Below are 22,312 nucleotides of genomic sequence, written 5' to 3'. Positions count from 1 at the left end.
AATATCAAACGGATGACCAATCGCGAATTTGAACAACTTATTTTTCAACACAAGGACAAGCTATTCAGGTTTGCGTTCAGTATCCTGAAAAACGGAGCTGATGCACAGGATGCTGTTCAGGAAGTTGTGCTAAAACTATGGAAGAACAGAAGTTCACTTGACCGGGCGAAAAACCTGGAAAGCTATTGTTTGAATGCGCTAAAGAATTATTGTTTTGATGTACTACGGAAACAAAAACAGCAGCAGAATTACGAACAGAACATTTTAATAGAAGCCACCACCGAACCTGCAATTGATCAGGTCGATCTGGTTGAAAAGCTAAAACAGGAACTGTACCGACTGCCCGATCAACAACGACTGGCGGTTAGCCTTAAAGATATTGAAGGTTTCGATTATGCTGAAATCAGCGAAATTCTGGGACACAATATTGAAACCATACGCGTGAATGTTTCGAGGGGAAGAAAAAAATTATACGAACTATTTAAGGAGGAATTGAAAGATGCGTACCAATAATTCACATCTGTTTTGGGAAGAAGAACCTGACTTGGGAAATACTGACCACATTCCAACAAATACACAGGAAGAAGGCGAATTTAATCGTTTATACGATGAAATGATTCGCGGTGAACAAGCTCGAAAAGCGGAGTTTGATCCTTTTGCCAAACTAAAAGAAGAACAAAAGAAACGCGTACTTACCGTTAAACGTGTACTTTCTTATGCTGCATCGGTTGTAGTTGCGGTAAGCCTGTTTTTTGCTTACCAAAACTATTCTACCAGAAAAGTCCATAAGCGGGAGATTGCTGAAATTCAAAAAAACACAACACAGGCACTGCTCTATTTTTCAAAAGAGCTGAATGTATGCCTGACCCAGCTGGAAGATGCCCAAAAAAAGATGGGAGAACCTGTAGCCAGTATGCAGGCACTAAAAAATGTAAATATCAACAAGAACAATCCATTTAAAAACATCAATTTCAATCAGTTATGAAACGAGTCCCGAATTATCGGGACGAGTTCCATATTATACCGTTGAAAACAAACAATTCTAATAATATGAAAACAAAATTAATTCTATTCCTATTATCACTTAGCTTGCTTGGAGCAGCACAAAACGGCAGTTTATCGATCGAAAAAGCAATGGACAAGATCATTACGCCAGGTGACTCGTATTTTGAAGTAACCAAAGACATGTTTACGATGTTGTCTGAGTCAAAAGGCGTTAGTCCTGAGTATGTAAACTACATAAAACAGCTGCACAAACTTAAGATGATCCAACCCGGCAGAACGGCCAGCAATCACGGTGAAATAATCGTGAAGACATTCCTGGAAAACACTGACTTACAGAGCTACACGCGTTTAATGACGAGGCGCGACAATCACGAAGTGCTTCATTTTTACAAAAAAGAAGGTAAAAACGAAAATGAGTTTTTACTGGTTAGCTCCGATATGATCATTTATATAACGGGAACGCTCGATCTGAAATCGATAGGAGAATTTCAGCAGGTAATGGAAATTGCCGGAAGTGCGTTTGATATGTAATTATCAATCAACCTCATAACATAAGGAACCATTTTTCACAAAAGAATGGTTCCTCTCATGTTTCAGCAGGTTAGTTACATTCACAATGTTCTGAATTGAACATTTGAACCTTCTCCCCATTTTGGAGTTCGCTTAAGGTAATTTCCGATTTTTCCAGCTTCCCTTTTTCTAAATCCAGCCGGTAAATTTCATCGGTTTCTATTCTTTCAGGTTGAGACTGAAATCTTGAGATGTAGTATTCTCCATCAAAATAATACCAGAATGCCGGATAAATTCGAGTCTCCTCGTCCATTTTCACTTTTCTGTCTTTCAAATCGTAAATAGTAATCCCTGCCATATCTGAATGCCAAGGCGAAACAATGTAACGCTGATCTTTGCTTATAAAAAAGAAACCTCCCCGAAAGTTTTGAATTTTACCCGTTTCGTCGATCAGGATCAAACGGCCATCGTAATCGCCAAACTTTGTACCAATTACCATTCCCTTAACCGGTTGCGAATTAAAATTCAATCCATAGCGGTCGCCTACAGCCTCCATATCGTTAAAAATTAAACTATCAACAGGCAGGTTATTTTTGGAACTTATTAGTTTGCCACGGCAGAGGAAATCATTACCCATTCTCGAGTCGGAGTTATTTAACTGGTAAACTTTTACTGTTACATCGCCAATCTCAAAATACCGGGTATTTTCGTTTTTGTAATTTTTCCACCATTCTTTAAGTTCCTTAACCATTTCGGGGGTGGTGGCCGGAGTAGCCTCCAAAGCACTAAACGAACGATTATTTCGGTATAAATTCAGAAACAGTGCAGCAAATCCTCCAATAGTACTTTTCATATCGTATGGGATATGAGAAGAAAATACACTCATCATATTCTTACAAACCTCCTGCGACTCCAGGTTATCCATTAAAAATTTCAGATCGTCGTACGATAACCAGTTCCGAACATCAAGTCGTGTACCACTTACATCAGTACCGTAAGCTTCACCGTAAACAATAAATTTTTCTTCATCCGGATCGGCCATAAAATTTACCGTTGATTTAAAACGCAGGCGGGCGAAAAGCGTTTGTACATTCATTTTACGCAAATCGCCAACATGATTTGGACCTAGCCGTGGTTGATTGGGCATTTCAATGTTTTTCGATCGTAAAACAGGACTTTTGAAGTCATTATTTTCTACCAGGCATCTTAATTGGTAGAGTCCGTCTTTTCCAATTTTAATATTGATCCACTGCCCTTGACTGTCAATAAACTGGTCGGCATCGAAAATTTCATTTTTCAGATCATCCAAAACTATCTCTGTTCCAAAGAAAAAAGAAGCTTGCAATTCTGCCACACCTGCATATTGTTTCTGAGGCTCACCATTTTGACTTACCTGAACAACATAATCAATACTAGTGTATGTATTCTGGGTAAATGAAAGCTCTACATGTATGTTGTCGTCAGTCGCTTCCATTTTATATGTTTTACCCAAACCAAGATAATCAGGCAACGGTTCGAAAACCATATCATTTAAAATGAGTGTACTTCCTCTTAGTTCTATCTTTTTATACTCTGGCGGCAAACTAAATAAACCGGCCATAAAATTTGTTGAATAGTTGTCCTCGTCATGAATTATTACTTCCGAATTATTTACCTTAAAGTCGATCCTTGTATCCTGATAATCCTTCCAATAGGAAATCAATGATGTCCATCTGTTTAATAATTCTGCAACCGATCCATCCGGGCTGCTATTGAAGTATGTTTCAAAATTCGAAAGGATATTTTTCGCTTCCATATTGCCATTTAGTGCTAATAAAGCTAATCTACCCAAAATCGTTTCAAAATCCTTATTATAGCCTTTTCCTTTAAGGTTCCTTACTTCTTGCATAAACCTGTCAACCCTGGTTTGCGGGATATTAATCTTCTGGTAAACAAATTTCCGTGGTGACTTTGATAAATTATCCCCATTCACAAATAAGTATTCCTGCATCATCGGAATTGATTCCCATTTCCAGTTTTCCCCGGCTGGCAAATACTCCAATTCAGTAATATATAACTTCCCATCTGCAAATTTTACATTGCAGGTGTTTACAGCACCATATTCAAGCAACGATTTTCCTGTTTTGCAATCAAAAACATTGAATTCCGATACAACAACCTCCGTATCTGATATCTTTTCTTTCTCAAAACCACAAACCGAAACACTGACTCGATTGCTGAATTCAACCACCATACTTGGTTTATCTGTTTCGGAAGAACCGATTCCACTATAACATCCGCATTCTTCTTGCTCATCATCGTTACTCGTTTTATCCTGATTCACGATCTTACCATTCGCCAAAATACCGTAAATAAAAGACGCATAAAGTTTTTCTGCTTCAGTCTCCATCTTGTATTTTTCGGGATTCTGAAAAAATGGAGAAATCAAGCCTGGTGAGACATCCCCGGCAAGTTCAAGCGTATAAGCAAGGCCATAATATACATCGTTTTGTTTGCTCATGGCTTTTAAAAACTGCATAAACTTTCCGAAAATTCTAAAAGTAAAATCCCAGGAACCAACACCCGAAACATGCCATATTTCATCAAAAACAGGATGTGATCTCACTACATTTTTAAAAACATCGGGAGACAAAATGATCATGCTTTCAAGTTCGTCTGTTGTTTCTTTTTGAATTAAAAGTTCATTAAATTTTTGATAAGCAATCTTCGTGTCTGATTCGCCGGTTACATTAACCACCATCTCATCATTCATCAATCGTAAGTCAACTAAACCTTTTATTTCATCTTTTGAGAATACTTTACTGATTACCAGATCTTTCAACATATTTTGGTAAAGTTCATTTTCCAAAACCTTTCTATTTTGTGACTTTCCCTTCAATATTATTTCATTACTCAAAAATCCATAAATAATTGATGCATACAATCGTTCTGCCTCGCTTTCCATATTGTATTTTTCCGGCTCCTTTATAAACGACGAAATATTTGAAGGAGAAATATCCCCGGCAATTTCAATACGTTCAAGAACGTTTTTGTATACGCCATTTTGTTTTGATAATTCTTGTAGAAATTCCATTACCTTTCCCTGTCGGTTAATGCTAAAACTCATATAATTACTATTCGATACATCATAGATTTCCAACAAGGCAGGATGCGATTTCACCACAGTTACCAATGAATCATGAGGCACGGTTATAATCCCCTCAACTTCTTCCCCTGTGTTTTTCGACGACAGCAATTCATTAAACTTCTGATAGGCAATCTTTGTGTCAGACTCGCCGGTTGTATTAATCACCATTTCATCGGTCATCAACCTCAGTTCTACCAAATCTTTTATTTCGTCTTTTGAAAATACTTTACTGATTACAGGATCCTTTTTGAGATTCCGGTACAGAACCTTTCGCTGGTTCAGGCCATTAACGCCGGCAATAAATAAAAACAAAACCAGCGCCACAGGAGCCAACACCAGGATCTTGTACTTCGCCTTTTTATACAAGCGACTGTCGGCAATCATTTTTATACGCCGGCTTAACATCGATTTATTAAAATTGGAAGCTATGCTCACAATGTTTCCTTCAGCCACCTGGTTAACCATCAAGGCCTGGTAATGCAAACTGTCAATGCCCGACTGAATGGCGCCTTCGTCGGCCAGAAATTCGTGTGTAAGATTTATGGAGCGGCGCATCATCCAAACAATCGGGTTGAACCACATAAAAATGCAGAGCAACTCAAAAAATACGGCGTCGAATGAGTGCCTTTGTTTTACGTGTACGCTTTCGTGTGCAATAATCTTGTCCAGATCGGCTTCCGGCATCCTTTTCTCTGTCAAAAAAATCCAGCTAAAAAAGGAAAAGGTCGTGGAAAACCGTTCGTGAAACAACAGCGTAAATAGTGGCTGTTTTACTTTTCGCGACTTGTAGTACCAAACATTAATGGTTACAAGCTGTGCAATAAAACGCAGCAACAAAACAGCAAGTCCGGCAAAATACAGGTATTGTAAAGCCTGCAACCAATTGATTGAATTTCTCTTTTTTACCGGTTCTGCATCGGGAACGGAAACCGGGTTAACAGGATAAAAATCGGTTGGAGTAGTTTGTAGAGCTGGTCTTTCCCAAACCGGAGGAGGAGCAAAGACTTCTGTTTGTGTTTCTGCATTTTTAGTTAAAGGCAGTAGAATGTAGTAGCTACCCGTTGGGAGAAGCAAGGAAAAAACTGCAGCAAAAATAAGAAAGAAGCGGCGCTGTCTGAAATTGGTTTCCTTTCTGAAAAAAAGAAGATAAATGAGATAGGTAAATGCCAGACAGACTGACGTTGCGATCAGGTAATTAGTTGGGGTGCCCATCGTTTACGGTTTTTGTTTTTTGATTTCATCTTCAATCGAAGCTTTCAGGGCTTCCAATTCATCGAGACTCACCTTTTTGCTTTTCATAAAATGAGATACCATTTGGGTGAGTGAATTGTTGTAAAGGTTTTTTAGCGTACTGGTAAAAATTTGTTTCCCGTACTCTTTTTGACTGATTAACGGATAGTACACAAAAGTTTTTCCGTATTTATTATAGGAAACGTATTTCTTTTTCTCCAGCACTTTAATAACTGTCGCAACCGTGTTGTATGCCGGTTTGGGATCGGGCAGTGCATTAAGAATGTCACTCACGGCACCTCTTTCTATTGTCCAGAGCGCCTTTAAGATTTCTTCCTGAGCTTTGGTTATTTCCTGCATAACTACACTGTATTAATTTCAACTTCGAATCAAATATATCAAATTATTAAATTTAATACTATGATTATAGTTTTTATTTCAAAATAAAGGAATTTATCTAAAGAAATACAGGGATTATTTTATTAAATACAGGTTTTTATCCGAACGAATAATCATTTTATCGCCAACAAAAGCCGGAGTTGCTTTTACGATTTCATCCAAATCGTTTTCGGCCACTTTCTGAAACGTATCACCAGGTTTAATGATGGTACATTCGCCTTTCACACTCATGAAATAAATATTTCCTGCTGCATAAATCGGCGAAGCGTTGAAGTTGCCTTTAAGCTCCTCTTTCCAAACCGGGTTTCCGGTCATGGTTTCCAGACACGTCACCATTCCACGGTCGTGCGCCATGTACATTTTTCCATCTACAATTACCGGAGTTGGAATTTGCGGGACTTCGTCTTCGTACATCCATTTTACATGTGTCTCAGTCACATCTCCGGTTCCTGTCGGATCAATAGCGTATTGGCGTGTAAAATAGGGTTTGTTATCTTCGAATATCCAGCCCGAATTTACAAATACAAGCCCGTTCCAGTACAACGGCTGGCTGACGGTGGAATCGAAACCATAAGTGATCGTCCAGATTACTTCGCCGGTGTTTACATCATGTGCAAAACACATGTAGGCCGAATTGCTGATCAGGAGCTCCTTCCCGTTCACATTAATTACAATCGGCGTCTGGTACGATTTCCGGTACACCGGCTCCAGCGGATCATAAATTTCTTTGGGCCGCACGCTCTTCCAGATGGTTTCACCCGTGTTCCTATCCAATGCCACCACATACGGATCTTTGGTGCCTTCGAGGTGCACGATAAGCATATTTTTATATAAAATCGGCGACGATGCCGGCCCCTGCATGTGATCGCATTTCAGGTCTTCACGCTTCCAGAGTACATCAAAGCTTTTGGTATCGATACAGGCCGTTCCGAAAGTTCCGTAATGCACATAAACCTTTCCTTGTTCGATACATGGCGTTGGTGTGGCGTACGAATTTGTACTGTGAATACGCTGTGGTTCTTCCGCGGTGAAAAGCGTCTTTTCCAGCAGCAATTCACCGGAGTCAAGATTGTAACAGCACACATAAAATTGCGTGCCGTCTTCTTCAGCTGAAGTTAACCAAATCTGATTGCCGAAAACTACCGGCGACGACCATCCCTGTCCTTTCACCGCTACTTTCCACACCACATTATCGGCCTCGCTCCAGTGTAGCGGAGCTTTTTCCACTTCAGCATGTCCGTCCATGTTAGAGCCGCGAAAATGAGTCCAGTTAGCAGTTTTGTTTTGACAAGCTGCAACAACAAAGGTGAGCAGAAAAATCAGGATTGAAAGTTTAGAATTCATGGTAGTTGGTTTTTATTCTTACTACCAAATATAGTAAAGGATGTCATCTTTTTGAAAGATGACATCCTTTTGTTCATAAGAAGTATGAATTCGCTACATTTGGTGCTCATTAAAAAACAGAAGTTTTGAAAACTATTACTACCACTTTCGTACTTTTTATGTTGCTTTTTCTTGGTTATTCCGGTTACACTCAGGATTACGGTCAAAAAGAAACAACGCTTCGAATTCTAACATTCAATATATTACATGGTGCCACGACTCAGGGTGATTTCGATCTCGATAAAATTGCTGCGGTAATCAAAGATGCAAATCCAGATCTTGTTGCCATGCAGGAAGTGGATTTTAAAACCCGACGTGCTCAGAATTATGATCTTGCCACCGAACTGGGGCTACGGACCAAAATGGCACCCTTGTTTGGTATTGCCATGCCTTACGACGGTGGAGCATATGGCGAAGGAATTCTTACAAAAATGCCGATACTGAAAAGTGAAAATGTAGCACTTCCTCATTCTCCCGGTAACGAACCTCGTGCGGCTTTGTCTGTTTTGGTTCAACTCGAATCAGGCGATACCATTCGTTTTATTGCCACACACCTCGAACATCAGGAAAACAGTACTGACAGAACCGATCAGGTGAAAAAGATCAATGCTGTTTTTGGAGACGATGACTATCCGGGGATTCTTGCCGGCGATTTAAACGACACTCCTGAGAGTGAGGCCATATCAATTTTAAAGACAGTATGGACGGACAGTTCAAAGGGAAAATCATTTCTGACTTTTCCGTCAGACGAGCCGGATCGGAAAATTGATTACATCCTGTTTCGCCCTGCTCAACGTTGGGAGCTTATTGAAAGCCGGGAGATTTGTGATGCTGTTGCCTCGGATCACTGCGCTGTATTGAGTGTGCTAAAACTGAAGAAATAGAGTCAATAACACACCGACGTCTCTTCCTCAACAACTTCGGATTCGTAAAAGGTTATCCCATAATTCTCGAGTTCATCCAAAATGGGCTCGTAAATTTCTTTTCTGTTGGGAATAAACATGCCTTTTAGTTTCAGCTGATCAGTGAGCACCAGTTTTGCAGCCACCGCCAGTGGTAAACCAACTGTAAGTGCCATTGCTGTATCATCACTGTTTTCGCCTGTTACTACCAATGAACTTGTCTTTTTTAATGTTTGCCCGGTGTGCTTGTTTCTGAAAATGAATTTATGCCACATCACAATCATGTCCTTATCTTCGGAGCGCAACTGCCATTTTTGTTTCAGAATATGTTCGAGCACCTGTGCAGGCGTTGCACGCTTCAAACCGATGGGCGTGTTTTCAAAGATTCCCAGCCATTTCAACTTGTATACGATTTCAGAATCCTGGGGAATATTCAGGTAGTGAAACAGTTTCAGCTCCACCGAATCGCTTGGGTGGTATGGCAGGAAAGAATTGATAAACTCGCGGTAAGTCATGTTTTCAGTGCCTTCCATTACATACGAATCGTCGGTGGCACCCAGCTGAACGAACACATTCCATGCTTTGCTGAAACCGGGCCTGCGAAGCGTTCCCCTGAAAATTGTTGGAATACCTTGTAAACTATACCGATCGAGGTATTTTAACGAATCGCGGTTGGCATATCCTTCAAACATACCATATTTGCCAAGGTCGATCATTTCTGTGCGACGAAACAGGCGATTATATGGAATGTACTTTATTTTTCCGTTCTGAATAAACTGTGCCGGACCGCCCTGACCGGCCAATACCACGTTTCGCGGATTCCAGCTGAACTTATAGTTCCAGGGATTATTATCTGATTCGGGAGCTACCAAACCGCCCGTAAACGACTCGAAAGAAAGCATTTCATTTCCGCTACTCTTTATTTCATCGATCATTTTCATGGCCGACATATGATCGAGACCGGGATCGAGTCCGCATTCGTTCAGAAAGAAAAGTCCTTTTTCGTTTACCTCTTCTTCGAAAGCTTTTAGTTCGTTTGTTTCGTAAGAGGCAGTCAGCAGATTTTTCGAGAATTTCAAGCACGATTGAGCAACCAGTTTATGAAAACGGGCCGGTAACATCGATATCACCAGATCGGCAATTTTTACCTCAGCATCGCGGGCAAATTCATCCCTGACATTTAATACGGAATACTCAACTTCCGGAGTTGACCGTTTTTCATCAAGCTGCAAATCTGCTATGCGTATTTTACAGTTATACAAACGGGCATGTTCAACCAGGTATTCAATCAAATATTTACTGGATCGTCCGGCACCGAATATTAATATGTTCTTCATAGGTAAATTCTAAACTTTATCTCTGGTTTCTATTTTCCTCATACTGATCTACTTCTGCTCTTTTCGGCGCAGGATTGGTCGGATTTTCAATCCGCCTTTTCCCGTGCGCCGAACCCCGGGTTAAAACCCGGGGCCATTATAATCAAACCCTTTCAGGGTTTTTCATGCGTTGATCAACTCGTTTTCGGTTCTTCTACTTTGAACTCTGAACCCTAAACTTTAAACTTCACACACTAAACTCAATACCTTGTGCAAGTGGCAATTCGGTACTAAAATTGATGGTATTTGTTTGCCTGCGCATGTAGGCTTTCCAGGCATCGGAGCCCGATTCGCGACCGCCACCGGTTTCTTTCTCACCGCCAAAAGCACCACCGATTTCTGCTCCCGATGTACCTATATTAATGTTCGCAATACCGCAATCTGAACCTTCATGCGAGAGGAAAGTTTCCGTTTCGAGCATGTTGGTTGAAAACAGGGCCGACGACAATCCTTGCGGCACATCGTTATGGATCTGAATAGCTTCTTCCAGCGTTTTATATTTTATGAGGTACAAAATCGGGGCAAAGGTTTCTTCCTGAACGATATCGTAGTGATTCTCAACTTCAGCAATACACGGGCGAACATAAGTACCCGAACTGTAATCCTCCCCTTCCAAAACTTTGCCACCGGTGATTATATTTCCACCTTCCTTTTTCACACGTTCAATGGCATTCCGGAAATCCTGCACTGCCCAATTATCGACAAGTGGTCCGACCAGTGTAGTTTCATCCAAAGCATGACCGATGGGCAACTTTTCGTAAACAGCCACCAGTTTTTGTTTGAACGTTTCGTAAACCGATTCGTGCATGATAATCCGGCGGGTGGAGGTACAACGCTGTCCGCAGGTACCAACGGCGCCAAAAACAACCGCCCGCAATGCCATTTCCAAATCGGCATTTGGAGTGATAATGATGGCGTTATTACCCCCAAGTTCAAGGATGGAGCGTCCCAAACGCTCGCCAACCAGCCGTCCTACTTTTTTGCCAATTCTTGTGGATCCGGTAAATGAAACCAATGGGATGTTTTTATCAGAAAACAGTGTGTCGCCCAGCACTTTTGAATCGGCAGCAACGAGGTTCAACACACCTTCAGGAACACTATTTTCCTTTAAAACCTTTGCAACAATTTTGTGCACCGCAACTGCGCAGAGATACACTTTCGACGACGGTTTCCAAACCACAACGTCGCCGGCCACCAGTGCAATCATGGCATTCCACGCCCAAACGGCTACCGGAAAGTTAAACGCCGAAACCACTCCGACAATTCCCAGCGGATGATACTGATCGTACATGCGGTGTTTAGCACGTTCGGAATGCATGGTAAAACCATATAACTGGCGCGACTGCCCCACTGCAAAATCGCAGATATCAATCATTTCCTGCACTTCGCCCAAACCTTCCTGGTAAATCTTTCCCATTTCATAGGAAACCAGTTTACCGAGAGGTTCTTTGTATTTTCGCAGTTCAAGTCCGATCTGGCGGACAACCTCGCCACGTTTTGGTGCCGGCACCATTCTCCAACTTTTAAAAGCTTCTTTGGCGGTTTCAATTACTTCATGGTAGTCTTCAACGCCGCATTGCTGAACTCCTGCTATCAATTTTCCGTCGGATGGCGAAAACGATTCGATGAATTTACCGGTAGTGTATTTCCATTCTGTTCCGGTACATACACCAGGATTTTTTGCTTCGAGGTGGAGTTCTTTTAAAATAGGTTTGAAATCTATTTCTTTCATTGTGTCAATCATTTGAATATTTTTTAGAATTAAATTTTTTCGAGTACCATTGAAAGCCCCTGACCAACACCAATGCACATGGTACATAGGGCATATTTTGATTCGGTATTGCTCATCTGATGAAAAGCGGTGGTCAGCAAACGTGCTCCCGACATTCCAAGCGGATGGCCCAAAGCAATGGCACCACCCAGTGGATTTATTCGTGGATCAAAGTCATCGAGTCCAAATTCGCGGATACACGCCAATGACTGCGAAGCAAAGGCTTCGTTCAACTCAATAATATCCATCTGCTCAAGTGACATTCCGAGTAGACTCAGCACTTTCTTTGTGGCCGGAACAGGTCCGATTCCCATTATTCGCGGTGGAACACCTGCAGCCTGAGTTCCCAAAATCTTCACTTTCGGAACCAGGTTAAAAAGTTTTACAGCTTCAGCAGAAGCAACGACAAGTGCTGCTGCACCATCGTTAATTCCAGAAGCATTCCCTGCAGTAACGGTTCCGTCTTTTTGAAAAGCAGGTTTCAGAGAGGCCAGTTTCTCAAGCGATGTCAGTCGGGGATGTTCATCAACTTCAACAAGCACAGGGTCGCCTTTTCGCTGCGGAATAGTCACCGGAACAATTTCCCGGGCCAGCAGACCATTTTTCTGTGCTACAGCTGCTTTTTCCTGACTATGATGCGCAAAACGATCCTGATCCTCGCGGCTGATATTGTATTCTTCAGCGATATTCTCGGCAGTTGCAATCAGCGGATCGGTGCCAAAACGATTCAAAAATTCTGGATTAACAAAGCGCCAGCCAATGGTAGTGTCGTAAATTTCAGCCTCACGTGAAAACGCAGTCGTATGTTTTGGCATTACAAAAGGTGAACGCGACATGCTTTCCACTCCTCCTGCAATGATCAACTCTGCCTCACCACTGCGTATGGTTCGTGCTGCCATGGCCACCGCTTCCATCCCCGATGCGCAAAGGCGATTCACCGTAACCCCCGGTACCGATTCAGGATATCCGGCGAGCAAAAGCCCCATTCGCGCTACATTGCGGTTATCTTCACCTGCCTGGTTAGCGCACCCAAAAATTACATCGTCGATTTCGGTTGCATCAATTCCGGGATTTCGTTCAAGAATGGCTCTCAAAGGAATCGCGGCCAGATCATCAGGGCGAACCGAGGAAAGCGATCCTCCGTATTTTCCTACCGGAGTTCGAATGGCATCACATATAAATACTTCTTTCATCTCTTATAGCTTTGAGCTTCGAGCGATTAGCTTCGAGCTTGATTAATCATTTTACTTATTTCAACTTACCAATTTTTGGTTTTAACGCCCGGAAGGCGCGTTGCAAACCTTCCGTGAGCTTATCGATTTCATTCTGAGTCATTACAGTTGAAAGCATGCACGAAAAAGTGTTGATCATCAGAATATTTTCTTTTGTGTACATGTATTCCAGGAGCTCTTTAATCACAGCACTTTCTTCGGGATTCTGCCAGGCCTCGCGGTAAGTGGCAGGCGGAGTTGCGCGTAAATGCATCCTGAACATGGAACCTGCACCAGTTATCGAAACCGGTACATCTTCCAGCTTGATCGCTTCCTGAATTTGATGAATGGCTTTTTGGGTCAGGGCGTTTAATTCTTTAACAGCCTTCCGATCGAAATATTCCATGGCCTTGAAACCGGCAGTCATGGTAATCGGATTGGCTGAAAATGTTCCTGAGTGTGGCAACAACAGGTTTTTCTCGTGCGGATCGAACACCTTCATTACGTCGGCACGACCTGCTACAGCACCAACCGGAAAACCGCCGCCGATAATTTTACCCAGCGATGTCAGATCAGGTTGAACTTTGTAGTTTTCCTGGGTTCCGCCATAATTCACCCTGAACGTAATTACTTCATCAAAAACCATGAGCGCGTCATTTTTTCGCGTCCAGTTGTAAATGGCTTCAATAAATTCATCAGTCCCCGGCATTAAACCAACGCGGTGCGGAACCGGATCAATGATCACACAGGCGATCTCATCGGCATAGCGATCGAGAATATTCAAGGTTCTCTCGATGTCGTTATAAGGATAAATGATCACATCTTTCCGCACATTTGGAGGTGTGCCGTGAGCCAGCGGAACACTGGCCGGCCGATCAATCCGACCCCAGTTGGATGGATTTGCTGTTTGACTGACTTCCGCAAAATCGTAAGTTCCGTGATAGGCACCCTCGGCTTTGGCAATTTTTGGCCGGCCTGTAAAGGCTCGAGAAGCTTTTATCATCGCCATTACCGCCTCGGTTCCCGAGTTTACGAATCGAATTCGTTCGAAACTTTTTACTCGTTTGATCAGGTGCTGTGCAAAGGCCACTTCAATTTCTGATGCCAGCGTAAAAGCGGTTCCTTTTCTTAATTGTTCGATCACCGCCTCAACAATCGGAGGAAATGAATGCCCGTGAATCAACGCCGCCATATTATTGGCAAAATCAATTCGCGTAATTCCTTCAATATCGCTGATGTAACACCCCGAGGCCGTGTTGGCATAATTCGGATAAGGTTGTCGGAATACAGTATTCCGACTCACTCCGCCAGCAAGCACTTTTTCGGCCTTTTTGTATAATTTTTCGCTGTTACTGGTCTTGGTCATGGCGTTCAGATTGAATAGTTTGACATGTAAAGTTCTGCCGCGGTAAGCTCCTGAAGTTCTTCGAAACTGATACCCGGAGCAAGCTCCCGGACTTCCAGTTTTTTATCTACTACATCGATAATGGCAAGATCAGTATAAATTCTGCTGACCACATTTTTGCCGGTCAAGGGATATGTGCAGTGTTTAACAATTTTTGATTCACCACTTTTAGTGCAATGTTTTGTAATCACAAAAATGTTCTCTACACCGGCCACCAGATCCATCGCTCCTCCAACAGCGGGAATTGCATCTTCATCGCCCGTTGACCAGTTGGCCAGATCACCTTCTTCCGAAATCTGGTAGGCTCCCAAAACACAAATATCGATGTGGCCGCCACGGATCATTGCAAAGCTGTCGGCATGGTGAAAATAGGCAGCACCCGGAATGGCAGTCACGTATTTTTTACCTGCATTTACCAGCTCAGGATCTTCGTAACCGACTTCGGCAACTTCTCCCATTCCAAGCAAACCATTTTCAGTATGATAGATCACCTCGCGACCTTCGGGGATAAAACCGGCTACCAACTCGGGCATACCGATTCCAAGATTTACATAAGCACCATCAGGAATATCATTGGCAACATTTTGAGCCATTTGTGCCAGGTTCCAGCCTTTGCTTAGTTCCACGGATACCTCCTTTCTTCGGCAACCAATTTTGATTCGTCGGCAGGATTGGCAACTTCCACCACACGATGGACAAAATTCCCCGGCGTAATCACACATTCAGGATCAAGCTGGCCAACTTCCACGATTTGTTTAGCCTGAACAATGGTAGTTTTGGCTGCAGTGCACATTACCGGGCCAAAATTCCGCGCTGTTTTGTTGTAAACCAGGTTCCCGTATTTATCGGCTTTACTGCATTTTACCAGGGCAAAATCAGCTTTAATAGCATATTCCAACACAAAATCACGCTTACCGAATGTCCTTACTTCCTTACCTTCAGCCAAAGGAGTATTTACAGATGCCGGAGTAAAAAATGCCGGGATTCCTGCACCTCCGGCACGAATTCGCTCGGCCAAAGTCCCTTGCGGAACCAACTCCAGTTCTATTTCGCCTTTTCGGTATAACTCAGGAAAAACCACGGAAATAGAAGTACGCGGAAAGGAACAGATGATCTTGCGAACCTGCCGGTTTTCGATGAGCGCCGCCAGCCCAACATGTCCACTACCTGCATTATTACTCACCACGGTTAGGTTTTTTGCTCCCTGATCAACCAAAGCATGGATGAGTTCCACCGGACTTCCGGCTTCACCAAATCCGCTGATCAGAACTGTGGCGCCATCAAATACATCAGCCACAGCTTCATTTACTGTTGATACAATTTTATTGATCATGATTTTCGGCTATTTTCATTTCTTTTTCAAGTGCCTCGGAAAGCCTGGATTCTATTGCCTCCAGCTCTTCTTCGTAGAAATAATTATCGCCATCGAAAGGGATCAGTTTTTCAATGGTGTTCTCAGTTTCATCGTATTTAGCAAAGAAAGTGGTGTCCATCCATTCCATGTTTCGTGCCTCGTTAAACTTGAGTACAAACACTTTCTCGCCTTTTATTTCGGTAGTTCCCAACAAGGAGGTTTTCCCGGCCGAGGAGGTCATTGTGATGTAACGCGAGGGGCGATTCACAGAAGAGAGAGTTCGGTATACTTTGTTGAAGATCTTTGAGATATCAGCCAAAGGAGCTGTAAAATAATGGTGTTCGCCGGTTGGCCGTGCACAGTACATCGAATGAAATCCGATACCCAGCATCCCCAACACATTTCCAAGATCGATCCAGTTTTGAGCCGAACGATCGATGTCAACCTTCCCGTTTTCATCGTAAAACAGGCTGATGTGATTCATGATCGGGCTTTGGCTTTTTACAGTGATCCCGTATTTCTTCAACCTTCGGATTGCGGCCACAGAAGCCGGATTCAGGATTTCGTGAGGAGTAGAAATATGAGCCACCCAAATGGCCTGAATGCCATGATCGATCAGTTTTTTAAGCAATTCGAGATTCGCCTTGAATTGGTCGCTCAAGATCAGTTCGGGCTGAAAATTAATAGCCCGCGATCCTATTCGAACAGTCCTGATGTGCATCAGTTCCGGATCTTCGATCAGCGGATCGACATATTCCAACAGGCGCTCGTAAGGGATAAACGCACCGTCGCCGCCGGTAATGAGAATATCGCTCACTTCCTTGTGTCGTTTAAGGTACTCGTGCACCTGCGAAACTTCGCGCTGAACAAACATATCCTCATCACCACGCACTTGTGCGTGCCTGAAACAGTAGGTGCAGAAAGAAAAGCAGGTTTGCGTGGTTTGGTCGAGGATCAGTTTAATCGGCGGGTATTTGTGCTGGCTCCCTTCCAGAATTTCCAGCTGACCTTCGTCGTTAATGTACCAGGGTTTATTCAGTTTTTGTTTGCCGTCGTGCGGATTGGTTTTAAGCATATATTCATCCACCACTTTTTGCCTTTCCTCATCAGTTTTGGCTTCGGCATACTTTTTCACAGCCTTGGCCGGCATCATTCCGGGTTGCGGAAATACCAGCTGGTAATTTGAATCGTGCTCTAAATTTTTCCAGTCGATGGTATTCAACACAAATCCGGTGACCATAAATCGGTACACTTCAATAAAAAATTCGCGATCGTTCATCCGATCAATCAAAATTCCGTGGTCTTTCAGTTTTTGAACAATTTCGCGAAACCCCTTTAAGCCTGAGTAACGCGACTTTTCATTAAAAATAATTTTATCGTCGTAGAAAAATCCGGAATGTTGCGGATAAGCATTGTGCAAACGCTTTATAAGTCCGGGAGGCAGAAGATTTTCCTGTTGAATGGTTTGGATGGTTTCAAAATTTAGCTGATAGCGTTCAAGCATACGAAGAACATCAGACATTTCAAGGTTTTTGATATACTCGTGAGAATTCATGACCTGTTTTTTTTGTTTTACGATCAACGCACAAGCAGCGTTGTACAACATCACATAAAAATCGGAATCGACTCCCGTCGTTAGTGATTCAGGTCAGCCTGAAAAGGTTTATAAAAATGCAATTAGAAGGCACCTGAATTCACATCCTGATGCGGGAAAATCGTTCTAATGGAGAAGCTGCGCAGGCAGCTAATGAGAAACCGTATCCTCATCGAGACACTCGGGCATCCCAACGTAGAAGAAAATCGGACATTGATACGATTGAATCATGGCCTTAAGTTAAGCAAACTTTATAAGAGATATTTTATTTAAGATATTTTTTACAACATCTGAAGCACAAGCTGATAAAATTTCACCACCTTTACATAGCATTTAAAAGAAAACAGAAAATTGACTTCCACGTTTTTAACACGTTAAGATTCAGGAAGTTTTTAAGGTAATTTAGAAAATGAAAAAGGTACTTTTACTTGGCGCCGGGATGGTTACCAAACCCATTACAGAATACTTACTCAACCACAATATAGAACTTACCGTTGCCAGCCGCACCATTGAAAAAGCAGAAAAGCTACTGCAAAACAAAGCCAACGGTAAAGCGGTGTCGTGGACCATGGAAGACATGAAGAAGCTGGAAGACTTGGTCAGGGATAATAATCTGGTTGTTAGCTTATTGCCCTATATCTACCACGTTGCAGTTGCGAAACTGTGTATTAAGCATGGCAAAAACATGCTTACCACTTCGTATGTGTCCGAAAAAATGAAGGCGCTCGATTCGGCGGCTAAAAAAGCAGGCATCATTATTCTGAACGAAATCGGGGTTGATCCTGGCTTCGATCACATGACAGCCATGCGCATCATCGACAAAGTGCACGATCAGGGTGGAAAAGTAAAAGAATTCTATTCGTTATGCGGTGCACTGGCTGCTCCTGAAGAAGCGAATAACCCGTTCCGCTATAAATTCTCGTGGTCGCCTCGTGGTGTTATCATGGCCGGAAACAACAGTGCCCGGTACTTAAAGAATGGCGAAATCGTTGAAATTCCAACAGAAGACCTTTTTAAGCGTCCGCTGCAAATCAATTTCCCGGAAGTTGGGCAAATGGAAGTTTACCCGAATCGCGATTCGCTGATGTACATCGATCTCTACAATCTAAAGGAGATTGATACCATGTACCGTGGAACTTTCCGTTACAAAAACTGGTGCGAAATTATGGACGCCCTTAAAGCAATTGGCATGTTGAGTTACGACCGCAAAAGCTTTGAAGGTAAAACCTACAAAAAAGTCATGGCGCGCCAGCTTGATGTATACCCGGCTAACATGAAGGAAAAAGTTGCTGAGCGACTGAACTTATCGATCAACAGCCCGGCAATTATTGCCATGGAATGGCTTGGTTTGTTTAGCGACGACCTGGTAAAAATGAGCGAAGGTTCCACTTTCGACCTGACTACTGAACGGATGCAGAAAAAAATGATGCTGCCCGAAGGCGCGCGTGATATGGTGATTATGATGCACTCTTTTCTGGTTCAAAACAGTGATGGATCGAAAGAAGTTGTAAAATCACACCTGATTGATTTTGCCACAAAAGAAGATACTTCAATTGCCCGGACAGTTGCATTACCGGCCGCAATAGCGGTTAAAATGATCCTCGAAGGAAAAATCAGCGATACGGGAGTTCAAATTCCAAATACAAAAACAATTTACGAACCGGTTTTGAATGAATTGGAGACCTTAGGGATTGCCATGAAAGAAGAATGGGGATTGCCTGAATCGGAAAAATTGGGTTAATTTATTGTTCGTGAAATGCTTTGGGTAGTTCTCCAAATGATTTGTATTTTGTAGCCTTTAAACCCAATGTTATGGAAAACAGCAAAAAAATTTATGTTTTTCTGATCGTCATTACTACCGTTGTGGTTTGCATTTATGCGCAGTCGATCATACTCCCTTTTGTTTTGGCCATTCTCTTTTGGTTTCTCATTCGTGTAATCAAAAAAGTATTATCGAAAGTTAAATTTATCAGTGGTTTACCACGCTGGTTGTTGACTTTATTTTCTACCCTTTTGCTTCTCGGATTCCTGGTATTGGCAGTCAGTATGATTTCGAATAACATTGCTGAACTTTCGAAAGCCATGCCCAAATACGAAGCCAACGTACATAAAATGACGCAAACGATTAACGAACGTTTTAATATCGATGTGATGAACCTGCTTGGCGACTTTAGCAAGAACATTAAGTTCGGAAGCCTGCTTAGCTCATTATTGTCAACACTTACCGGGCTTTTCGGAAATGCATTTACAGTGTTACTTTACCTGGTATTTTTGTTATTGGAGGAACCCACTTTTCAGAAAAAACTGCGTGCCATGTACCCCGATGATAAAAAGCACAAACACGTTACCGATGTGGTTAACAAAATCGATCACAGCATTGGTAATTATGTGGCCCTAAAAACGCTTACCAGTCTGATGACTGGATTTCTGAGTTATTTTACGCTTCTGTTTATTGGCATCGACGCTCCTGTTTTCTGGGCTTTCCTCATATTTGTATTGAATTTTATTCCGACAATTGGTTCGCTTATTGCGACTGTATTCCCGGCTATGTTTGCGATTCTTCAGTTTGGCGAATTTACACCCGGCATTTTGGTACTTGCGATAGTCGGCTCTATTCAGATGATCATCGGAAATGTGGTAGAACCACGCCTTATGGGAAATTCGCTCAACATCAGTCCGCTGGTGGTTTTCCTTACACTCGCAATCTGGGGAGTTATCTGGGGAATTTCGGGGATGTTACTGAGTGTACCCATCACAGTTATTCTGATTCTGATCATGTCCGAATTTCCGGGGACAAGACCCTTTGCTATCCTCTTGAGTCAGCAGGGAAATATTAATAATGAACAGAACGACTGATCATTCCTATTTCAAAAAAGTAATAAATGAAACAACCGCTTGTTATTCCAAAATCAGGAGATACTGATCCTGAGCTTCAAAAATTGATTGAGTTTTACAATGAAACGCTGGGCTTTTGCCCGAATAGTGTGCGTACGATGCACCACCGGCCACACATTGCTTATGCCTTTATTGAAATGAATAAAGCGGTAATGGCCAATCACGGGCGGGTAACAAGTGCTTTGAAACGGATGATCGCCTACATCAGCAGCAATGCAGCAGGTTGCCGTTATTGCCAGGCTCATGCAATTCGCGCCGCCGAACGTTACGGTGCCGAACAGGAAAAACTTGATAGCATTTGGGATTATAAGACACATCCGGCATTTTCAGAAGCCGAACGCGCAGCGCTCGATTTCGCATTTGCAGCTTCAATTATTCCAAACTCAGTGGACGATGCCATTGCCGAAAACCTTCGAAAATATTGGGATGAAGGTGAAATAGTGGAAATTACCGGAGTAGTGGCTTTGTTTGGCTACCTCAACCGCTGGAACGATTCGATGGGTACAGAAATGGAAAGCGGCGCTATTGAATCGGGAGAAAAATACCTGAACAAAAAAGGCTGGACCACAGGAAAACATTCCTACTAAATCCGAACGAAAACTGACAATAATCGTTTCAGGCCCTAAAGCTTTTTAACATCTTCGCAGGTATGAAAACAAGAACTTTATCCGCACTTCAACCCCAGCCGCTTTTTAACTATTTCGAAGACATTTGCCAGGTTCCACGTCCATCAAAAAAGGAAGAACAGATCCGAAAATTTCTACTTGATTTTGCTGACAAAAATGGACTGCAAAACAAGACCGATAAAGCCGGCAACGTAGTGATTCTGAAACCGGCAACTTCCGGAATGGAAGATGCGCCTACCGTGATCCTGCAAACACACATGGACATGGTTTGCGAAAAGAATTCAGACAAGGTTTTCGATTTTGATAAAGATCCGATTGAACCGGTGATTGTGGATGGCTGGGTAAAAGCCAACGGCACAACCTTGGGTGCCGACTGCGGAATTGGAATTGCTGCTCAACTGGCGGTACTCACTTCTACTGAAATAAAACACGGTCCGCTGGAATGCCTGATCACGGTGGATGAAGAAACAGGATTAACAGGAGCTTTTGCGTTAGAAAAAGGTACGCTGAGTGGCGATATTTTGCTCAACCTCGATTCGGAAGACGAAGGAGAGATTTTTATCGGTTGTGCCGGCGGGATTGATACACTCGCCTGGTTCGATTATCATACTGAAGATGTTCCTGAAAATTCCGTTGCTTTAAAAATTACAGTATCCGGGCTTTTAGGCGGACATTCAGGCGACGACATCAACAAAAACCGTGGTAATGCCAACAAAATTCTAAACCGTTTTCTCTGGAAATTCAGTAACGATTTTAATGCACAACTGGCAGATTTTAACGGAGGCAACCTGCGAAATGCCATTGCCCGGGAGGCGTTTGGCATAGTAACCGTTCCAACAGAATCGAAGAAAGAAGTAATCAATGCATTTGAAAAACTGGCAGCTGAAATAAAAACGGAATTTGAATTTTCGGAAACGAAACTTCAACTTGTTTGCGAAGAAACTGATCTGCCGAAAACTGTAATCGACAGCGACACACAAACAAAACTACTGAATGCAATTTACGCCTGTCCGCACGGAGTTCTGGAAATGAGCACCCGGATGGAAGGTATGGTGGAAACATCGACCAACCTGGCTTCTGTGAAAATAATTAGTGCTCACAAAATTCTGGTAACCACCAGCCAGCGAAGCGAACTGGAAAGCCGTAAACATTTTGCAGCCAACAGCGTGGAAGCAGTTTTTAAACTGGCCGCAGCAAAGGTTGTACATTCCGATGGCTACCCGGGCTGGGCGCCTAATCCGAATTCAGCAGTGTTAAAAACCACGGTAGATTCCTATAAAAAATTATTTGGCGACGAGCCGGTCGTTCGCTCCATCCATGCCGGTTTGGAATGTGGCCTTTTCCTTGAAAAATACCCGCATCTCGATATGGTTTCGTTTGGCCCCACCATTCGTGGAGCACACTCGCCCGACGAACGACTTGATATTGGAGCCACCGAAAAATTCTGGAAGCATTTGGTGGATGTTCTGGAGAATATCAAATAGTTTCTAATCCGAAGTATTCGTAAATAGGATATAGAGCTGA

18 protein-coding genes are annotated in these 22,312 nt (G+C 42.7%); 8 read left to right on the top strand and 10 right to left on the bottom strand.

The window, feature by feature from the left end:
- The first annotated feature begins 12 nt into the window (after positions 1–12).
- The 3 genes from HFD85_RS04505 to HFD85_RS04495 all read left to right on the top strand — a co-directional run bounded on the left by HFD85_RS04505 (position 13) and on the right by HFD85_RS04495 (position 1,536).
- Positions 13–513, top strand: coding sequence for an RNA polymerase sigma factor (locus HFD85_RS04505; RefSeq protein WP_167605435.1), 501 nt, complete (start codon positions 13–15; stop codon positions 511–513).
- Positions 500–985 carry a hypothetical protein gene (locus HFD85_RS04500; RefSeq protein WP_167605433.1) on the top strand — a complete coding sequence of 162 codons (486 nt, stop codon included), beginning with the start codon at positions 500–502 and terminating at the stop codon, positions 983–985. The genes HFD85_RS04505 and HFD85_RS04500 overlap by 14 nt, the downstream gene beginning before the upstream one ends.
- 65 nt (positions 986–1,050) lie before the next feature.
- On the top strand, positions 1,051–1,536 hold the full coding sequence (locus HFD85_RS04495) for a DUF4252 domain-containing protein (protein WP_167605431.1): 486 nt from the start codon (positions 1,051–1,053) through the stop codon (positions 1,534–1,536).
- 70 nt (positions 1,537–1,606) lie between these two features.
- On the opposite strand, the gene HFD85_RS04490 is transcribed toward HFD85_RS04495, so the two are convergent.
- The 3 genes from HFD85_RS04490 to HFD85_RS04480 all read right to left on the bottom strand — a co-directional run bounded on the left by HFD85_RS04490 (position 1,607) and on the right by HFD85_RS04480 (position 7,615).
- Entirely contained in the window at positions 1,607–5,854 is a 4,248-nt protein-coding gene (locus HFD85_RS04490) for a M56 family metallopeptidase (protein ID WP_167605429.1), read from the bottom strand.
- A 3-nt stretch (positions 5,855–5,857) separates the two neighbouring features.
- Positions 5,858–6,232: a BlaI/MecI/CopY family transcriptional regulator gene (locus HFD85_RS04485; RefSeq protein WP_167605427.1), complete on the bottom strand. Its 375-nt coding sequence runs from the start codon at positions 6,230–6,232 to the stop codon at positions 5,858–5,860.
- A 114-nt stretch (positions 6,233–6,346) separates the two neighbouring features.
- Positions 6,347–7,615, bottom strand: coding sequence for an outer membrane protein assembly factor BamB family protein (locus tag HFD85_RS04480; protein ID WP_167605425.1), 1,269 nt, complete (start codon positions 7,613–7,615; stop codon positions 6,347–6,349).
- Between the two features lie 125 nt (positions 7,616–7,740).
- Between HFD85_RS04480 and HFD85_RS04475 the strand changes: the two genes are divergently transcribed.
- On the top strand, positions 7,741–8,538 hold the full coding sequence (locus HFD85_RS04475; RefSeq protein ID WP_206081858.1) for an endonuclease/exonuclease/phosphatase family protein: 798 nt from the start codon (positions 7,741–7,743) through the stop codon (positions 8,536–8,538).
- Positions 8,539–8,540: 2 nt separating this feature from the next.
- Here the strand turns inward: HFD85_RS04475 and HFD85_RS04470 are convergent, their stop codons facing one another.
- From HFD85_RS04470 to HFD85_RS04440, 7 genes are all read right to left on the bottom strand, one after another.
- Positions 8,541–9,893: a saccharopine dehydrogenase C-terminal domain-containing protein gene (locus tag HFD85_RS04470; protein WP_167605423.1), complete on the bottom strand. Its 1,353-nt coding sequence runs from the start codon at positions 9,891–9,893 to the stop codon at positions 8,541–8,543.
- A gap of 226 nt (positions 9,894–10,119) precedes the next feature.
- Positions 10,120–11,664, bottom strand: coding sequence for an L-piperidine-6-carboxylate dehydrogenase (gene amaB, locus HFD85_RS04465; protein ID WP_167605421.1), 1,545 nt, complete (start codon positions 11,662–11,664; stop codon positions 10,120–10,122).
- Positions 11,665–11,693: 29 nt separating this feature from the next.
- Positions 11,694–12,896 carry a 3-oxoadipyl-CoA thiolase gene (gene pcaF, locus HFD85_RS04460; protein WP_167605419.1) on the bottom strand — a complete coding sequence of 401 codons (1,203 nt, stop codon included), beginning with the start codon at positions 12,894–12,896 and terminating at the stop codon, positions 11,694–11,696.
- A 55-nt stretch (positions 12,897–12,951) separates the two neighbouring features.
- Positions 12,952–14,280, bottom strand: a complete 1,329-nt coding sequence (locus tag HFD85_RS04455; RefSeq protein ID WP_167605417.1) for an aspartate aminotransferase family protein — start codon at positions 14,278–14,280, stop codon at positions 12,952–12,954.
- 5 nt (positions 14,281–14,285) lie between these two features.
- Positions 14,286–14,945, bottom strand: a complete 660-nt coding sequence (locus tag HFD85_RS04450; RefSeq protein WP_277345445.1) for a 3-oxoacid CoA-transferase subunit B — start codon at positions 14,943–14,945, stop codon at positions 14,286–14,288.
- Positions 14,936–15,652, bottom strand: coding sequence for a 3-oxoacid CoA-transferase subunit A (locus tag HFD85_RS04445; RefSeq protein WP_167605415.1), 717 nt, complete (start codon positions 15,650–15,652; stop codon positions 14,936–14,938). Before HFD85_RS04445 ends, HFD85_RS04450 begins: the two co-directional genes overlap by 10 nt.
- Positions 15,642–17,228: a hypothetical protein gene (locus HFD85_RS04440; protein ID WP_206081857.1), complete on the bottom strand. Its 1,587-nt coding sequence runs from the start codon at positions 17,226–17,228 to the stop codon at positions 15,642–15,644. Before HFD85_RS04440 ends, HFD85_RS04445 begins: the two co-directional genes overlap by 11 nt.
- Positions 17,229–17,676: 448 nt before the next feature.
- On the opposite strand from HFD85_RS04440, the gene HFD85_RS04435 reads away from it, so the two are divergent.
- The 4 genes from HFD85_RS04435 (at position 17,677) to HFD85_RS04420 (ending at position 22,272) form a co-directional block, all read left to right on the top strand.
- A complete protein-coding gene (locus HFD85_RS04435) occupies positions 17,677–19,008 on the top strand; it encodes a saccharopine dehydrogenase C-terminal domain-containing protein (protein WP_167605413.1) in 1,332 nt (443 codons plus the stop codon).
- 71 nt (positions 19,009–19,079) lie between these two features.
- Positions 19,080–20,123 (top strand): AI-2E family transporter, encoded by a 1,044-nt coding sequence (locus HFD85_RS04430; RefSeq protein ID WP_167605411.1) that lies wholly within the window; start codon positions 19,080–19,082, stop codon positions 20,121–20,123.
- A gap of 26 nt (positions 20,124–20,149) precedes the next feature.
- On the top strand, positions 20,150–20,749 hold the full coding sequence (locus HFD85_RS04425; RefSeq protein WP_167605409.1) for a carboxymuconolactone decarboxylase family protein: 600 nt from the start codon (positions 20,150–20,152) through the stop codon (positions 20,747–20,749).
- A gap of 62 nt (positions 20,750–20,811) precedes the next feature.
- Entirely contained in the window at positions 20,812–22,272 is a 1,461-nt protein-coding gene (locus HFD85_RS04420) for an aminoacyl-histidine dipeptidase (protein ID WP_167605407.1), read from the top strand.
- Positions 22,273–22,312: the final 40 nt, after the last annotated feature.

The organism is Maribellus sediminis (genome assembly GCF_011799805.1).
Taxonomy (GTDB): Bacteria; Bacteroidota; Bacteroidia; order Bacteroidales; family Prolixibacteraceae; genus Draconibacterium; species Draconibacterium sediminis_A.
Note: the sequence above shows the minus strand (reverse complement) of the source record. Positions and strands in the feature narration are given on the sequence as shown.

Excerpts from the sequence above, each read along its gene's own strand:
- HFD85_RS04455 (WP_167605417.1), bottom strand. The coding sequence starts at position 14,280 with ATGACCAAGACCAGTAACAGCGAAAAATTATACAAAAAGGCCGAAAAA.
- HFD85_RS04425 (WP_167605409.1), top strand. The coding sequence starts at position 20,150 with ATGAAACAACCGCTTGTTATTCCAAAATCAGGAGATACTGATCCTGAG.
- HFD85_RS04430 (WP_167605411.1), top strand. The coding sequence starts at position 19,080 with ATGGAAAACAGCAAAAAAATTTATGTTTTTCTGATCGTCATTACTACC.
- HFD85_RS04495 (WP_167605431.1), top strand. The coding sequence starts at position 1,051 with ATGAAAACAAAATTAATTCTATTCCTATTATCACTTAGCTTGCTTGGA.
- pcaF (WP_167605419.1), bottom strand. The coding sequence starts at position 12,896 with ATGAAAGAAGTATTTATATGTGATGCCATTCGAACTCCGGTAGGAAAA.
- HFD85_RS04440 (WP_206081857.1), bottom strand. The coding sequence starts at position 17,228 with ATGAATTCTCACGAGTATATCAAAAACCTTGAAATGTCTGATGTTCTT.
- HFD85_RS04470 (WP_167605423.1), bottom strand. The coding sequence starts at position 9,893 with ATGAAGAACATATTAATATTCGGTGCCGGACGATCCAGTAAATATTTG.
- HFD85_RS04445 (WP_167605415.1), bottom strand. The coding sequence starts at position 15,652 with ATGATCAATAAAATTGTATCAACAGTAAATGAAGCTGTGGCTGATGTA.
- HFD85_RS04435 (WP_167605413.1), top strand. The coding sequence starts at position 17,677 with ATGAAAAAGGTACTTTTACTTGGCGCCGGGATGGTTACCAAACCCATT.
- HFD85_RS04500 (WP_167605433.1), top strand. The coding sequence starts at position 500 with ATGCGTACCAATAATTCACATCTGTTTTGGGAAGAAGAACCTGACTTG.
- HFD85_RS04490 (WP_167605429.1), bottom strand. The coding sequence starts at position 5,854 with ATGGGCACCCCAACTAATTACCTGATCGCAACGTCAGTCTGTCTGGCA.
- HFD85_RS04480 (WP_167605425.1), bottom strand. The coding sequence starts at position 7,615 with ATGAATTCTAAACTTTCAATCCTGATTTTTCTGCTCACCTTTGTTGTT.
- amaB (WP_167605421.1), bottom strand. The coding sequence starts at position 11,664 with ATGAAAGAAATAGATTTCAAACCTATTTTAAAAGAACTCCACCTCGAA.
- HFD85_RS04420 (WP_167605407.1), top strand. The coding sequence starts at position 20,812 with ATGAAAACAAGAACTTTATCCGCACTTCAACCCCAGCCGCTTTTTAAC.
- HFD85_RS04485 (WP_167605427.1), bottom strand. The coding sequence starts at position 6,232 with ATGCAGGAAATAACCAAAGCTCAGGAAGAAATCTTAAAGGCGCTCTGG.
- HFD85_RS04505 (WP_167605435.1), top strand. The coding sequence starts at position 13 with ATGACCAATCGCGAATTTGAACAACTTATTTTTCAACACAAGGACAAG.